At 64.8% G+C, this 14,584-nt stretch carries 14 protein-coding genes; 7 read left to right on the forward strand and 7 right to left on the reverse strand.

The annotated features are described in order from the left end of the window. Window positions 1–187: 187 nt before the first annotated feature. The 3 genes from WN72_RS14775 (at window position 188) to WN72_RS14785 (ending at window position 3,808) form a co-directional block, all read left to right on the forward strand. On the forward strand, window positions 188–1,381 hold the full coding sequence (locus WN72_RS14775; RefSeq protein ID WP_092214774.1) for a CaiB/BaiF CoA transferase family protein: 1,194 nt from the start codon (window positions 188–190) through the stop codon (window positions 1,379–1,381). A gap of 148 nt (window positions 1,382–1,529) precedes the next feature. Beyond that, window positions 1,530–2,597, forward strand: a complete 1,068-nt coding sequence (locus WN72_RS14780; protein ID WP_092214776.1) for an alcohol dehydrogenase — start codon at window positions 1,530–1,532, stop codon at window positions 2,595–2,597. 131 nt (window positions 2,598–2,728) lie between these two features. Then, complete coding sequence (locus WN72_RS14785; protein ID WP_027558471.1) at window positions 2,729–3,808, forward strand: isocitrate/isopropylmalate dehydrogenase family protein; 1,080 nt, start codon at window positions 2,729–2,731, stop codon at window positions 3,806–3,808. A gap of 42 nt (window positions 3,809–3,850) precedes the next feature. On the opposite strand, the gene WN72_RS14790 is transcribed toward WN72_RS14785, so the two are convergent. From WN72_RS14790 to WN72_RS14810, 5 genes are all read right to left on the reverse strand, one after another. Continuing rightward, window positions 3,851–4,132: a hypothetical protein gene (locus WN72_RS14790; RefSeq protein ID WP_027558472.1), complete on the reverse strand. Its 282-nt coding sequence runs from the start codon at window positions 4,130–4,132 to the stop codon at window positions 3,851–3,853. 254 nt (window positions 4,133–4,386) lie between these two features. Then, entirely contained in the window at window positions 4,387–5,208 is an 822-nt protein-coding gene (locus WN72_RS14795) for an enoyl-CoA hydratase (RefSeq protein ID WP_027558473.1), read from the reverse strand. A 119-nt stretch (window positions 5,209–5,327) separates the two neighbouring features. Further along, window positions 5,328–6,680: a L,D-transpeptidase family protein gene (locus WN72_RS14800; protein WP_092214779.1), complete on the reverse strand. Its 1,353-nt coding sequence runs from the start codon at window positions 6,678–6,680 to the stop codon at window positions 5,328–5,330. Between the two features lie 379 nt (window positions 6,681–7,059). After that, window positions 7,060–7,431, reverse strand: coding sequence for a helix-turn-helix domain-containing protein (locus WN72_RS14805; RefSeq protein WP_027558475.1), 372 nt, complete (start codon window positions 7,429–7,431; stop codon window positions 7,060–7,062). A 29-nt stretch (window positions 7,432–7,460) separates the two neighbouring features. Next, window positions 7,461–8,510 carry a LysR family transcriptional regulator gene (locus tag WN72_RS14810; protein ID WP_027558476.1) on the reverse strand — a complete coding sequence of 350 codons (1,050 nt, stop codon included), beginning with the start codon at window positions 8,508–8,510 and terminating at the stop codon, window positions 7,461–7,463. 494 nt (window positions 8,511–9,004) lie between these two features. Here WN72_RS14810 and WN72_RS14815 point away from each other — a divergent pair, with 494 nt between their 5' ends. After that, window positions 9,005–9,271 carry a hypothetical protein gene (locus WN72_RS14815; RefSeq protein WP_027558477.1) on the forward strand — a complete coding sequence of 89 codons (267 nt, stop codon included), beginning with the start codon at window positions 9,005–9,007 and terminating at the stop codon, window positions 9,269–9,271. A 206-nt stretch (window positions 9,272–9,477) separates the two neighbouring features. Further along, on the forward strand, window positions 9,478–10,209 hold the full coding sequence (locus WN72_RS14820; protein ID WP_084334233.1) for a cytochrome c biogenesis CcdA family protein: 732 nt from the start codon (window positions 9,478–9,480) through the stop codon (window positions 10,207–10,209). A 6-nt stretch (window positions 10,210–10,215) separates the two neighbouring features. Here WN72_RS14820 and WN72_RS14825 read toward each other — a convergent pair whose 3' ends face one another. Together WN72_RS14825 and WN72_RS14830 are read right to left on the reverse strand one after the other, a co-directional pair. Continuing rightward, the gene (locus tag WN72_RS14825; protein ID WP_092214784.1) at window positions 10,216–11,412 is read right to left on the reverse strand and encodes a 3-hydroxybenzoate 6-monooxygenase; all 1,197 of its coding nucleotides are present in this window, start codon (window positions 11,410–11,412) and stop codon (window positions 10,216–10,218) included. A 16-nt stretch (window positions 11,413–11,428) separates the two neighbouring features. Then, the gene (locus WN72_RS14830; RefSeq protein WP_051378005.1) at window positions 11,429–11,983 is read right to left on the reverse strand and encodes a MarR family winged helix-turn-helix transcriptional regulator; all 555 of its coding nucleotides are present in this window, start codon (window positions 11,981–11,983) and stop codon (window positions 11,429–11,431) included. Window positions 11,984–12,160: 177 nt separating this feature from the next. Between WN72_RS14830 and WN72_RS14835 the strand changes: the two genes are divergently transcribed. Beyond that, window positions 12,161–13,228 carry an amidohydrolase family protein gene (locus tag WN72_RS14835; RefSeq protein WP_092214790.1) on the forward strand — a complete coding sequence of 356 codons (1,068 nt, stop codon included), beginning with the start codon at window positions 12,161–12,163 and terminating at the stop codon, window positions 13,226–13,228. Next, window positions 13,197–14,555: an MFS transporter gene (locus WN72_RS14840; protein WP_027558481.1), complete on the forward strand. Its 1,359-nt coding sequence runs from the start codon at window positions 13,197–13,199 to the stop codon at window positions 14,553–14,555. The genes WN72_RS14835 and WN72_RS14840 overlap by 32 nt, the downstream gene beginning before the upstream one ends. Window positions 14,556–14,584: the final 29 nt, after the last annotated feature.

A 14,584-nucleotide genomic window follows, 5' to 3' on the forward strand; every position in this document is an offset into this window, starting at 1 on the left:
GATCCCGTTTGCTGCTATGCAAGAACGGGTCCAGTTGTCCTGGAATTCCCAAGCCCGCCTACACGTCGCGTCCGTTCGGTAAAGACTTTCCTACTCAGCCGCCGCCCTCTAGGGTCGACGCACCAACAATAGAGAACAATTGATTGTTCCTAAGCGACTCAAGGACACAGGCGAGGACGCGGCAGGCATGCAGCTAGCAGATAAGCATGAGGGGACGACGACAAAGGCCTTCGCCGGCCTCAGGGTCCTGGATTTTTCGACCACCATCGCCGGCCCCCACTGCGCGCGCATGCTTGCCGACATGGGGGCGGAGGTCATCAAGATCGAGACCGACGGCGGCGAGACGATGCGGACCCGGCCGCCGCTGCGCAAGGGCTGCAGCACCGTGTTCGGTCAGCTCAACGTCGGCAAGAAGAGCGTGGTGCTCGACCTCAAGTCGGAGGACGGCAGGGAGGCGGTCCGCCGGCTGGCCGCGACCGCGGACATCCTGGTCGAGAACTTCCGCCCCGGCGTGATGCGCCGGCTGCGGCTCGACTACGACAGCCTGCGTCCGGTCAACGAGAGGCTGATCTACTGCTCGATCTCCGGCTACGGCCAGACCGGGCCGTCCGCCGAGCTTCCGGCCTATGCGCCGGTGATCCACGCGGCCTCCGGCTACGACATGGCGCATCTCGCCTACCAGCCCGGCCGCAACCGCCCTGATTATTGCGGCATCTATCATGCCGACGTCGTCACCGGCACCTACGGCTTCGGCGCGATTGCCTCCGCGCTCTATCAGCGCACCGTGACGGGGCAGGGCCAGCACATCGACGTCTCCATGCTGGAGTCGATGCTGAGCCTGACGGTGATCGAATTGCAGAGCTCGCAATTTGCGGTCAAGCCGCCGCCGCGGCCGATGTTCGGGCCGACCGAGACCGCGAACGGCTATGTCATGATCACGATCGCGAGCGAGAAGACGTTCCAGTTGTTGATGGAGGTGATCGGCCGCCCCGAATGGATCACTGACGCACGCTTCGCCACCTATGGCGCGCGCCGCGACAATTGGGCTGAGCTGATGGACGGCGTCGAAGCCTGGTCGCGGCAGCTATCGACCGAGGCCTGTCTCGCTGCGCTTGCCGCGGCCGGCGTGCCGGCGTCGGCCTATCGCACCGTGGCCGAGGCGCTGGCCGATCCGCAGCTCGCGCATCGCCGGGCGCTCTCGCCGGTCGAGGACGAAGGCGGCTCGTTCCAGGTGCTCAATCTGCCGTTCCGGATGTCGGGCGCCGACACCACGCCGGGCAGGACGATGGCCGTGCTCGGCGAGCACACGCGCGAATTGCGCGACGAGGTCGGACTCACCGACGCGTCTATTCCGCCCGGCAAGACCGCCGCGCAGGGCTGACGAATATCGTTCTGCGGCAAGCAATCCGGCCCTGCAGGCGTGCGGCTTGCCACGGTCCACCGGTGTCAACTAGACAGGTCCAGGTTTGTCTCGCCCGGCCTGCCATGGCATGCTGGCGCGACAACAAGAAGCATGCGGGAGGACGCCGATGAAGAGTTTCAAGGTTGCCGATTTCAAGGCGCCGCTGCGGGAGTTCGACGAAGCCACGCCGCAGCCGTCGGGCACGCAGGTGCTGATCAAGGTGAAGGCCGCCGGTGTCTGCCACAGCGACCTCCACATCTGGGAAGGCGGCTACGATCTCGGCCACGGCCGCAAGCCGCTGTCGCTGAAGGACCGCGGCATCAATTTGCCGCTGACCATGGGCCACGAGACCGTCGGCGAAGTCCTCGCCTTCGGTCCCGACGTCAAGCCGACCGACCAGGGCGACCTCAAGCTCGGCGATGTCGGCCTCGTCTATCCCTGGATCGGCTGCGGCAAGTGCGCCACGTGCCTCGCCGGCGACGAGAACATGTGCCTGACGCCGCGCTCGCTCGGCGTTTATTGCGACGGCGGTTATGCCGATCACATGCTGGTGCCGCATCCGCGCTATCTGCTCAATCTGAAGGGACTCGATCCCGCGACGACCGCGCCCTATGCCTGCTCGGGCGTGACCACCTACAGCGCGCTGAAGAAGGTCGAGCAGCATTTCGACACGCCGATCGTGATGTTCGGCGCCGGCGGGCTCGGCCTGATGGCGCTGTCGCTCTTGAAGGCGATGGGCGGCAAGGGCGCGATCATGGTCGACATCGACGCCAGGAAGCGCGAGGCGGCGGAGAAGGCCGGCGCGCTCGCCACCGTCGATCCGAAGGCGCCGGATGCGCTGGAGCAGCTTGCGAAGAAAGCGGGCGGCCCGATCCGCGCCGTGATCGATCTCGTCGGCAATGCCGCCACCACGCAGCTCGGCTTCGACTGCCTCACCAAGGGCGGCAAGCTCATCATCGTCGGCCTGTTCGGCGGTGGCGCGACCTGGGCGCTGCCGCTGATTCCGATCAAGGCGGTGACGATCCAGGGTAGCTATGTCGGAAACTTGCGCGAGACGCAGGAGCTGCTCGACCTCGTCCGCACCAAGAAGGTGCCGCCGATCCCGGTGACGACGGCCCCGCTTGCCAAGGCCAACGACGCGCTGCTGCAATTGCAGCAGGGCGCGGTGGTCGGCCGCACGGTGCTGACGCCGTAGTGTGTCTGTCGTTCCGGGGCGATGCAACGGGACCGCGAAGCGCGGCCCGGAGCATCGAACCCGGAACCTCGAGATTCCGGGTTCGGTCCTGTGGACCGCCCCGGAATGACGACTCTCTCTCAGGAACCCCCATGTCCGCAAACAACGCCTTCCACATTGCCGTGCTCGCCGGTGACGGCATCGGTCCCGAAGTCATGGCGCCGGCCATCGAGGTGCTGCGCAAGATCGAGCAGAAATCGGACTTGCGCTTCCGCTTCACCGAGGCGCCGGCCGGCGCCAACAATTATCTCGCGACCGGTAAGTCGATGCCCGACTCCACCATCAAGCTCTGCGAGGAGGCAGACGCGATCCTGCTCGGCGCCTGCGGCCTGCCGTCGGTGCGCTATCCGGACAACACCGAGATCGCGCCGCAGATCGAGCTGCGCTTCATCTTCGACCTCTATGCCGGGGTGCGTCCGGCGCGTCTCATTCCCGGCGTTCCGAGTCCGATCGTCGGCGCTGACCAGCGCGGCATCGATCTCGTCGTCATCCGCGAGTCGACCGAAGGCCTGTTTGCCTCGATGGGCAAGGGCGTCGTCACCCACGAGGACGCGCGCGAGACCATGGTGATCACGCGCAAGACCTCCGAGCGCCTGTTCGAGTTCTCGTTCCGCCTCGCCGAGCGGCGCAAGGCGCGCGGCAAGCCGGGTGCGCTGACCTGCGTCGACAAGGCGAACGTGTTCAAGGCCTTTGCGTTCTTCCGCAGCATCTTCGACGAGATCGAGAAGAAGCATCCTGGTGTGAAGACCGATCGCCTCTATGTCGATGCCTGCTCGGCGATGCTGGTGAAGCGGCCCTGGGATTTCGACGTGATGGTGATGGAGAACATGTTCGGCGACATCGTCTCCGACATCACCGCGAGCCTGATCGGCGGCCTCGGCATGGCGCCGTCGGCCGACATCGGCGACAAATACGCCGTGTTCCAGCCGTGCCACGGCACTGCGCCCGATATCATGGGGCAGGGCAAGGCCAATCCCACCGGCATGATCTTGTCGGCGGCGATGATGCTGGACTGGCTCGCCGACAAGCACGGCGTCGAAAGCGCAGCGGAAGCCGGCGAGACCATCGAGCGCGCCATCGACCAGGTCTATGCCGGCGGCATCAAGCCGATGGAGTTCGGCGGCAGCAACGGCACGGCGGATATCACGAAAGCGGTGCTGGGAGCGCTGTAGACAGTCGCGAAAAGAAAAGGGGCCTTGCGGCCCCTTCGTTGCTCACCAGCGGCGCCAGTGGCGATGGCCGTAGCCCCACGGGCGTGCACCGTAGAAGCGTCGCGGGCCGCCATAGTAACCATAGGCGCCATAGTAGTTCGGACGCCACCAGCAGCGGCCCCAGGCATTGCAGACCATGCGCACCTGGTCGACATTCGCCGCCGGGCCGCTTGCGACCTTGTCGGCCTGCGGAATGCCGTTCGGCATCGCCGCGAGCGCTTGTCCCGACGCCAGCGCAGCTCCGCCCAGGGCAGCCAGACCGAGAACAGCAAATTTCAGTTTCATCGCAATCTCCCTCGTTGGTGGCGAGAGAACTTGCGGCGGATCAAGTAGTTGCTATCGCGATGCGGGAAGGAGAGGAATTTAATCTTCCTGAATAACGGTTCAGCTTCGTCGGAAGTTCCGCGATCTCTCCGCGCGTCATTGCGAGCGTAGCGAAGCAATCCAGAGTCTTTCCACGGCGAGAGTCTGGATTGCTTCGTCGCTGCGCTCCTCGCAATGACGATGGGGAGAGGGCTGCGCCCGCAGCAACGACGGTGTTATTTCCCCGAAAATTTCGGCTTGCGCTTCTCCATGAAGGCCTGACGGCCCTCGCGAAAATCTGCCGAGTCCATGCAGGCGTTGCCGATCGCCTTGATCGCGTTCATGTCGCGCTGGCTTTCGTCCTTCAATACCTGCGCGATGGTGAGCTTCGCGGCCTTGATCGCGAGCGGGGCGTTGTGCGCGATCGTTTCGGCCACCGCCATGGTCTCGCCCCAGAGCTGATCATCGGGGAACACGCGCTCGACGAGGCCGATGCGCAGCGCCTCGGCGGAATCGATCCGCATGCCGGTGTACATCAGAAGCCGCGCCCAGGACGGGCCGACGAGCGAGACCAGGTGCTTCAAGCCGTCAAAGCCATAGGCGATGCCGAGCTTCGCGGCGGGAATACCGAACTGGCTGTCATGCGCGGCGATGCGGATGTCGGCGAGCATCGCGACCTGCATGCCGCCGCCGAGGCAGAAGCCCTGGATGCAGGCGATGGTCGGCTTGGGATAGTCGGCGAGCAGCGCGCGCTGGGCGGCGCTGCGCTTGCTGTATTCCTCCGACGCCGCAGCATTGTGGCGCGTCTTCTCGAACTGGCTGATGTCGGCGCCCGACACGAAGGCCTTGCCGCCGGCGCCGCGCAGGATCACGACGCGGACCGCATCGTCGTCGCGCAAGGCCGTCAGCGCCTCGCCAAATCCCTCCCACATCTCCAGCGACATCGCATTGCGCTTGTCGGGATTGTTGAAGATGATGACGCCGACGCCGTCGGTGACCTGCTTGAGGATCTTGCCGTCGGCGTAAGGTGTTTCGGTCGGGCTGGAAGTGTCAGGCATCGCGCGCTCGCTCGTCATTGCGAAGCGCAATGTGCGGCCCCGACAGGGCCCAGGTCAACCGCGGCAAGGCATGCGGCTTTGCACCCGCCTGTGCCGCGATTGCATGGCGCGAGAGGCGCTTATTGGGTCACGTGCATGTGCGCGGTCAGCGGATGGCTGCCGGCATTGCTGAAGAACGCCGCCTCCTCGGCGGTGGCCTCCAGCAGCTGCTCGTCCTGGTTATAGACGTCGTTGCGGAACTGGACGGTCTGGTCCTTGGTCATCCACGCCGTTAGATAGATCCAGGCCACCGGCACCTTCTTCGCCATGGCGACGTCGAGATGCTGTCCGCTGGCGATCTCCGCGTCGATCGCGGCGCGGCTCCATTTCGGCTGGTCCTTGAGCAGCCAGGCCGCGAGATCGCGCACATTGTCGACGCGCGAGCAGCCGTGGGAATCGAAGCGATAGTCGTCGCTGAACAGATTGCGCTGATTGGTGTCGTGCATGTAGACCGAATAGGAATTCGGCATGTCGATCTTCACCGCACCGAGCGCGTTGAAGCTGCCGTTGTGCTGGCGCACGGTGAAGTTCGGCGTGTGCGTGCCCGACCAGTCGACCGAATGCGGATCGATCGGATTGTCGTGGGCATCGAGCACCTCCATGTGCATGCGCGACAGATAAGTCGGGTCCTTGCGCATATGCGCGGAGATCTCGGTCTTGGCGATCGAGGCCGGCACCGTCCAGGTCGGGTTGAGCACGACGCTGGTGATTTGCGCTGTCAGCGTCGGCGAGGGCTTTTCGGTCTTGCCGACGATGACGCGATAGCGCCGCACCACGACGTCGTTCTCGACCGCTTCGGCAAAGGCGGCGGGGATGTTGACCACGACATAGCGCTGGCCAAAGCCGAAATTCATGTTCTCGAGCCGCTGCAGCGAAGCCTCGAGCTGCCGAATGCGCTTCTGCACCGGCACGTTCATCGCCGCGATCGTGCGCGGCGTCATCATGCCGGTCGGGGCGAGGCCATGACGGGCCTGAAAACGCTTCACGGCGTCCGCGAGATCCTGGTCGAAGGCGCCGGTCGCCTTCTCGGCCGAGAGATCGCCGGAGACGATCAGCCGCTTGCGCAACAGATCATCGTTGGCGCCCTGGACGCCGACAGCGAATTTGGCGTCTGCCGGGATCGTCGGCCAGCCGCCGCGCACGGCGAGGTCCGAATAGCTCAGCGCCGCATCCTTGATGCGCTGGGCAGAGCCCTCGTCATAGGTTGGCTCATGCGTCATCGCGAGGGCTGCAGCCGAGCGGCTCTCCGCCGTCGAGGCGGGCGTCGACGCGGCCGCTTTCGGCGCAGCCGCATGGGCCGGGTTCGCCGCGGCCGGCACCGTGGCTGATGTCGCCGGCTTGGGCCCGGCCTGTCCAATGGTCTCCGTCTGCGCCAGCGCGGAGGCGCTCGTGAGCACGCCGAGGGCAATGATCATCGCAACGCGTTTCGACATGTGTCCCGTCTTCCCCCTGAGAACGAGGCCCGCAACGGGCCCTCGCATTGGCAATTCCAAGGCCCGCCGCGCCGCTTGCGCCGATTGGTCAAACCGGCGGGAAATTACGGCACCTGAGTTGACGTCCCATTCGGCAGGCGAAAACCCCGCGCGTCCGATGCGGGGCTTCTCGATTGGGTCGCGCCAGGGGTGGGATGGGTTCGCGATATCCGCGACGAATGGCGGCTCAATAGCCAAGAAAAAAGGGCGGCCAAGCCGCCCCGAGAAAGGCCGCGCGCACGCGCGCGAGCCCAAATCTGATGCCGTCGGTCTCGTTCAATCCAGCCACGTCCCCGCGACGCGGCGGATTGAACATCGGCCGTAGCAGCCAGACCCGATCTCAGCCCTCGTTCGCTGCGATCGATTCCATCAGCGAGACGAGCTGACGCTGCACCGTCTGGTCCTTGATCTTGCTGTAGGCGCGCAGCAGGCGGAGGCTGAAAGCGGAGTCCAGGAACAGGAGGCTTTCGACTTCGCGAGCCTTGTTGTCGCCGTCATAGAAGAAGGTCACGGGCACATCGAGCGCGGAGGCGATCTGCTGAAGCCGAGCTGCGCCGACACGATTGACGCCCTTCTCGTATTTCTGGACCTGCTGGAAGCTGACGCCGAGCTTCTCGCCCAGCTCGGCCTGCGAGATCTTCATCTCGACACGCCGCAGACGGATCCGTTTGCCAAGCTCAATGTCCGGCTTGCCGGCACTGCGCTGCTTCATCCTTTTCGCCGCTGCTTTCATTTTAGTTTTCACCTTTGTTCTTCGGTTGAAAATCCCCCGAAGAGCTGGGTCAGGGGTTCGCCCATATACGAGTCCTTGAATTCATGCGGATGCACGAACTCTTCCTTAAACCACGGGAAGCGAGCCGGATTGAAAGCCTCGATCAGCCAGTCAATCATGTGCCGCACGCGTGGAATCCGGCCGCTACCGGGATGGTAGGACAACCAGATATCCAGCGGTCGGTTCAATTCGACCTCCAGTGGAATCAACTTCCCGCCAAGCGCAATGGCGTAGCTCGGGAATACGCCGATTCCGGCGCCGTTCGCGACCGCCCAGTAGTTGGCGCTCGAGACGTTGGTCTTCATGACCAGGAGGTCACGTTCCTGAACGCCCGGGAAGAAGCTCTCGAATGTTTCCTTGGCAGCGAGCTGGTCGGCGAATTGCAGCACCAAACGGTGCTTGATCAATTCCGCCGCCGAGCGCGGCGTGCCGTATTTCTCAAGGTATTTTTCCGACGCCCAGAACATCAGATGCATGCGGCCGAGCCGCACCAGCTTGATGTCGAGCGCCGAAGGACGCGACAGGTGGATGGCGACGTCGGCCTCGTGGCGGGAGACGTCGGCCGAGCGCATCGCGCAATGCAAATCGACCAGGATCTTGGGATAGGCCTGCTGGAATTCGACGAGGCGCGGAGCGAGCCAGAATGTGCCGAGCCCTTCGGTGACGGCGACCCGGACCTCGCCGGACAGGACGTTGGCCATCGAATCGCTGGCGCGCAGCACGTCGAAGGTGGCCGCCTCCATCCGCTCCACGGCGGACACCACAAGCGAGCCTTCGTCGGTCAGATGAGTGCCGTGGACGTCGCGGGTGAAGAGGGTGGCGCCGGTCTGGCGTTCGAAATCATCGATCCGGCGGCGCACTGCGTTGATCGACAGCGACAAGCGTTCGGCCGCCGAACGGAAACTGCCGCAACGGACGACTTCGAGAAATATGCGGGCCGCATCCCAATCCGAGAGGCCGCTGAGATTTGTCTTCGGGCGTTCCCCCAGAGGAACGCCCCTTTCCGCCAAGGAGTGCATACAAGTCCCTTCGGTCCGCTAAACTGGCAGAATCTGGCGCGAACCACAACCACGACGGGTTGGGGAATGACGAGTTTTGAACGTCATCCTTACTACCTACCGGGAGGTATTGGAGTGCTGCCGGGAGCTGGGACAAAGGCTGGGAATCGGGCGGACAATTGCCCGGGTGAGGGGTGTAGCGTGAGTTCCGTTGCGAGCCGAGACATGGCTGCGGGATTGTCGGCGCTGCCCCCGATGGTGGTCCTTGCGCAAGGATTGGCGCGGCCCTTCGGGATGGATCAATCACGGCGCGCCGGGCGTTTGACCACGGGCCGCCTCGGCAGCGGCCGGCAGCGTAGCCGGGCGATATTCGCCGAAACCGCGGTTTCAAGGCAGAAACACACTGAAATCATGTTCGGAGGCGCCACGGCCTCATGCTATCTTCGGCGACCCATGGGGGCCGAAGGGGTGGTCGCAAACACGTCTCACCGGCCGAATTAACGGAAAGAACGCAAGTGTCGCATTCAGACGAACAGTTGCAGTCGGTGCTGGAAACCCTCGAGGGGTGCCGCAAGGTCCTCAACGAGATCAACAGCCGTGAGTCGGCCGAACTGCTGTCCATCGTCATTCTCGACGTGCGGATGAAGCTCAAAGGAATTGACAGTGCCGATCTCAAGGCGCTGTGCGACGAAATGCTGCGGAACGCCGGAAGCGAACCGCCGCCCCCGTCCAAGCAGACGCAGGACCAGCCCCGGCGTCCGCTGCTCCGCGTGGTGAAGTAGCCGCGCCGCCGAATCTCGCTTTTTGGCGAGGTTTGTGCGCGTCCCGATGCCGTATCTGTGATCGCAGACGGCATCGGGAGGAGCCCTGGTTTGATCGCGCCTCTGTTGCGCATTGTGCCGCATCGGCTACACCAGAGCCGTTCGGCTCCGGTGCGCGCGCATCCCCCGCGCGCGGCCCAAGAGCCTGAGATGGCTCCGACTGCATCATGCAAAATGTTTCGATCCCGGCGGCGCTGATTGCCGGCCTCGTCAGCTTCCTCTCCCCTTGCGTCTTGCCCCTGGTTCCGCCCTATCTGATCTATCTGACGGGCGCCACGATCGAGCATGTCGAGAGCGAGGAACCGGCCTCGACCTCCAAGCGCGCGATCATGATGGCGGCGCTGCTGTTCGTGCTCGGCTTCTCCACCGTGTTCGTGGCGCTCGGCGCCAGCGCCTCGCTGATCGGCTCCCTGATCCGCGCCTGGTCGGCCGAGCTGTCGATCCTCGCTGGCGTCGTGATCATCGTCATGGGCCTGCACTTCCTGGGGCTGACGCGCATCGGCCTGCTGATGCGCGAGGGACGCCTGACTGCGCCAAAACCCGTCGGCCTCTGGGGCGCCTATGTCATGGGCCTGGCCTTTGCCTTCGGCTGGACGCCCTGCATCGGTCCGATCCTCGCCGCGATCCTCTCGATCGCCGCGGCGGAAGCGACCGTGACCAAGGGCGCAGGCCTGCTCGCGGTCTATTCCGCGGGCCTCGGCATTCCCTTCCTGATCGCCGCGCTGATGATCGAGCAGTTCTCGAAATTGTTCGCACGTATGAAGGGTCAGCTCGTCAATGTCGAGCGCGCCATGGGCGTGCTGATGGTGATCACCGGCATCGGCTTCCTCACCGGCGCGGTCTCGAATGTGAGCATCTGGCTGCTGGAGACGTTCCCGGCGCTCCAGACGATCGGGTAGCACCAATCAGGCGGCCGCCGGTCGTTCGGAGAACGGGTCCTGGTAGAGCCAGGCGAGGTTTTCGCAGAAGCGCTCCAGGCTGGTCTCGCGCATGAGCTGATTGCGCAGCAGCGCATGGACGCCTGAGGGATGATAGACGTGGTCGCCGAGCTCGCGCGCGCCAAGCTGGACGCGCGCGGTGCGCAGCATCCGGGCATTTCTGTATCGCTCCAGCGCGTGGGCGATGTCGCCTTCGGTCTCCGCGAGCCGTTCGGCGAGGCACACCGCATCCTCCAGCGCCATGCAGGCGCCTTGCGCAAAATATTGCAGCATCGGATGCGCGGCGTCGCCGAGCAGGACGACGCGGCCGTCGATCCAACGATCGGTCGGATCGCGGTCGCAGGTCACCCACGCCTTCCAGTCGCGGCCGTGATGAATGATCGCCTTGGCGCGCGGATGCACGTCGCGAAAACCCTCGAGGACCTCCTCGTGGGTCACCGGCCTTGCGGCGAAAGCTTCTGTGGGATCGTTGTGACAGGTGATCGCGAGATTGAACACCTTCCAGCCCGACAGGGGGTAATGCACGAGATGGCATTTGGCACCGGCCCACAGCGTCGCCGCATTCCAGCGCAGATCCTCCGGCATCTGCTCGGTCGGGATCACCGAGCGATAGGTGGTATGGCCGGCGATCCGCGGTGCGCCGTCGCCGACCATCTGCTGGCGAATGCGGGATCTGAGTCCGTCCGCGCCGATCAGCAGGCACCCCGTGATGCGCTCGCCGGATTTCAACAGCGCCGTGGCCCGCGCGCCGTTCTGTTCGTAGCCGACGATGTCGCAGTCGGTTCTCAAGCTGACGTTGGGATGCGCTTCGCAGGCGCGGACGAAGATGCCGTGCAGATCGCCGCGATGGACCACCGCATAGGGGTTGCCGAAGCGCCGGCGGAAATAGCTGGTCAGATCGATGCTGGTGATCTCTTCCGCGGAGATCGCATCCATCAGCCGGAGCTGGTCGATGAAGACGGCGATGGCGCGCGCGGCATCGCCGAGCCCCAGGCGATCGAACGCGTGGAATGCGTTGGGTCCAAGCTGGATGCCGGCGCCGATCTCCTGGTAGCGCGATGCGCGCTCGAGGACCGTGACAGGGAAGCCCTTCCGCGCCAGTGCGATTGCGGCTGCAAGTCCGCCGATGCCGCCGCCGGCAATGATGATGGGATCCTGTCGCATGTCCTCTCCTGTCTCGCTATTTTCTTGATGTCTTTCCGCGCGGCGGGCTCGCCTTGGCGCGTATCTCGGCTCGTTCGTCGCGGACGTCCTTTGACCGGACCGGCGGCGCGACGGTGATCAGGCCGGCCTCGACTTCCTGCTCGAGCCGATCAATGTTGTGGTAGAGCTCGACCAGCACGCGCTTGAGCTCGGCCGCTTCTTTCGCGGACATGCTGCCGGTGACGACCTCTTCATAATAGGCGGCGAGCGGCATCAGCCGTCCCGCGAGCTCCGCGCCCTTGGACGTCAGGGCGACCTGGAGGCTGCGCTGGTCGTTCTCGGGCCGGTCGCGCGTCAGCAGGCCCGCGCGACTCATCTCGGCAACGATGCGCGACAGGGTGGAGACCTCGGCCGACGTCAGCTCGGCGATCTCTCCGAGGCGGAGCGGATGGCCTTGCTCCGAGAGCGCGGCCAGCACGCGATACATCGGCAGCGTCAACTTCTCGTGACGGATCACGCGCGTGAACAAGTCGCCCATGCGCACGCCGAGGCGGGCGAGCAGATAGGGAAGCGAATTCGAAAATCGATACATGAGTTTAGGTCCGGGCTTGTGTCCTGGCAGGAGAGCTCCGCCCGGAATAAGCGCCGACCTTCGCATGGGCAATATTTGCATCTCAATTATTTGCAAATGCAACTTTCTCATTGACAAGTATTTGCGCCCGATGCTTTGCTTTGTCAACGCCGAAAGCAAAGCCGAAGGAACGACGCCATGCAGGGCAAGATTGCGCTCGAGGAGCATTTCGCGATGGACGACACCGTCCAGGACAGCGCCGGCTTCGCGCCGGCCGACGACTGGCGCGAGCTCAAGGCGCGGCTGCTCGACATTCATGAACGCCGGCTTGCCGAGATGGACGCCCACGGCATCGAGATGATGCTGCTGTCGCTGAACGCGCCGGCGGTGCAGGCCATTGCCGATCGCGAGCGCGCGATCGATCTGTCGCGCCGCGCCAACGACTCTCTCGCCGAGCAGGTCGCAAGGCGCCCCGACCGTTTCCAGGGCCTCGCGGCGTTGCCGATGCAGGATCCCGACGCGGCCGCGCGCGAGCTCGATCGCTGCGTCAGCGCGCTCGGCTTTCGTGGCGCGCTCGTCAATGGCTTCAGTGAGCTCGCCGGCACCGATCACGCCATCTATTACGATCGCAAGGAGTTCTGGCCGTTCTGGTCGGAGGTCGAGCGCCTCGGCGTCCCCTTCTATCTGCATCCGCGCAATCCGCTCGCGAAGGACGCGGCGATCTACGAGGGCCATCGCTGGCTGCTGGGGCCGACCTGGGCGTTCGGACAGGAAACCGCGGTGCACGCCTTGCGCCTGATGGGCTCGGGCCTGTTCGACGCCCATCCGCGGCTCCAGATCATCATCGGTCACATGGGGGAGGGGCTGCCCTATTCGATGTGGCGTGTCGACAATCACAACAAGTGGATGCGGACCCAGAATGCCTATCCGGCGAAGCGAAAGATCGCCGACTACTTCCGGGAAAACTTCTACATCACGACGTCAGGCAATTTCCGCACCCAGACGCTGATCGACGCCATGCTCGAGATCGGCGCCGATCGCATCCTCTTCTCCGCCGACTGGCCGTTCGAGAACATCGACCACGCCGCCGACTGGTTCGACACGGCTGCGATCTCCGAAGGCGACCGCATCAAGATCGGCCGCGACAACGCACGCGCCCTGTTCGGGCTCGGCGAGCCATCAATCCAATCTGCCGCAGAGCAGAACAGATCATCAATTTCCATGGAGGAATCCCGTGAGCATCTCGTCCGAAATCGACGTGCATGAGGAACTGTCCGGCGCTCCGATCGGGCCGTTCCACAAGCTGCTCGGCATCCTGATCACGCTCATCACCCTGTTCGACGGCTATGACACCTTCAATCCGGCCTATGTCATCCACTATGTGGCCCAGCCCTGGGGCCTTGCACCGAGCCAGGCGGGATTTCTGGTGAGCTCGGGCCTGGTCGGCTTCCTGTTCGGCGCGATCGGCCACGGCAGCGTGGCGGATCGCTTCGGCCGGCGCGGCACGCTGCTCGCGGGCTTGTGGATCGTCAACGTCTTCACGTTGCTCACGGCCGTGCTCGCAAGCGATTTCTGGAGCTATTGCGCGCTTCGCTTCGTCACCGGGCTCGGCCTCGGCGTGCTGCTCCCGCTGGGGACGACCTTCATCAACGAGCTCGCGCCGAAGCGCGTCAGCAACACGTTCTCGCTCTGGGGTGTGACGCTCGGCTGGTCGCTCGGAGGTGTTGCCGCCGGTCTCGTCGGGGTGTTCCTGACGCCGCACTATGGCTGGCAGATCCTCTATTACATCGGCGCGCTGTCGATCCCGCTGACCTTCGTGGCGCATGCGCTTCTCCCCGAAAGCCCGCGCTTTCTGGCGAGCCGGTCGCGGATCCCGGAGCTGCGTGCGCTGCTCGCGCGGCTGCGGCCTGAGCGGGCGCCGGTCTACCGGACCGCGACGTTCACGTCGGCCGAGAGCAAGCCGCCACAGAGCACGATCGGAGCGCTGCTGAGCCCGCGCTATCGCCGCGTCTCGCTGACGATCTGGGTCACGGCGTTCCTCAGCCTGTTTGCCATCTTCGGCCTCACGGGGTGGATTCCGACGGTCATGCTCAAGCGCGGGGAGACCTTTGCGGCCTCGTTCGGCTTCGGCGCGCTGATGCAGGCGATGTCGTTCATCGGCGGCCTCACGCTCGCGATGCTGGCCGATCGCAACTTTTCGCTGACGCCGCGCTATCTCGCGACCTGGTGGCTCACCGGCGGCATTGCCGTGCTGGCGCTCGTCTTCGTCAGCGGTCACGGCGTCAATCTGGCCATCGTGGCCGTTGCGGGCTTCTGCATCATCGGCGCGCAGCACGTCCTCAACAACTTCACCGCCGGCTCGTACGAGACCTGCTTCCGCGCCAGCGGTGTCGGGATGGAGCTGGGCATCGGCCGGGTCGGCGCGATCCTCGGGCCCTATGTCATCGGCCTCTTGCAGCAGATCACCGGCGGCCCCGACGCGGTGTTCTGGGCGATCGGCGGCGCGTCCATCGTCGGCGCGCTGGCGATCGGATCGCTTGGCGCTGTCGCTGCAAGGCGTCTCCCGAGCGCTGACGCGGCGCCCGCGGAATGATGCGGGCGCGCCGATCGGGCTCGGGACCA

Origin of the sequence: Bradyrhizobium arachidis, from assembly GCF_015291705.1 — a bacterium.
Classification (GTDB): domain Bacteria; phylum Pseudomonadota; class Alphaproteobacteria; order Rhizobiales; family Xanthobacteraceae; genus Bradyrhizobium; species Bradyrhizobium arachidis.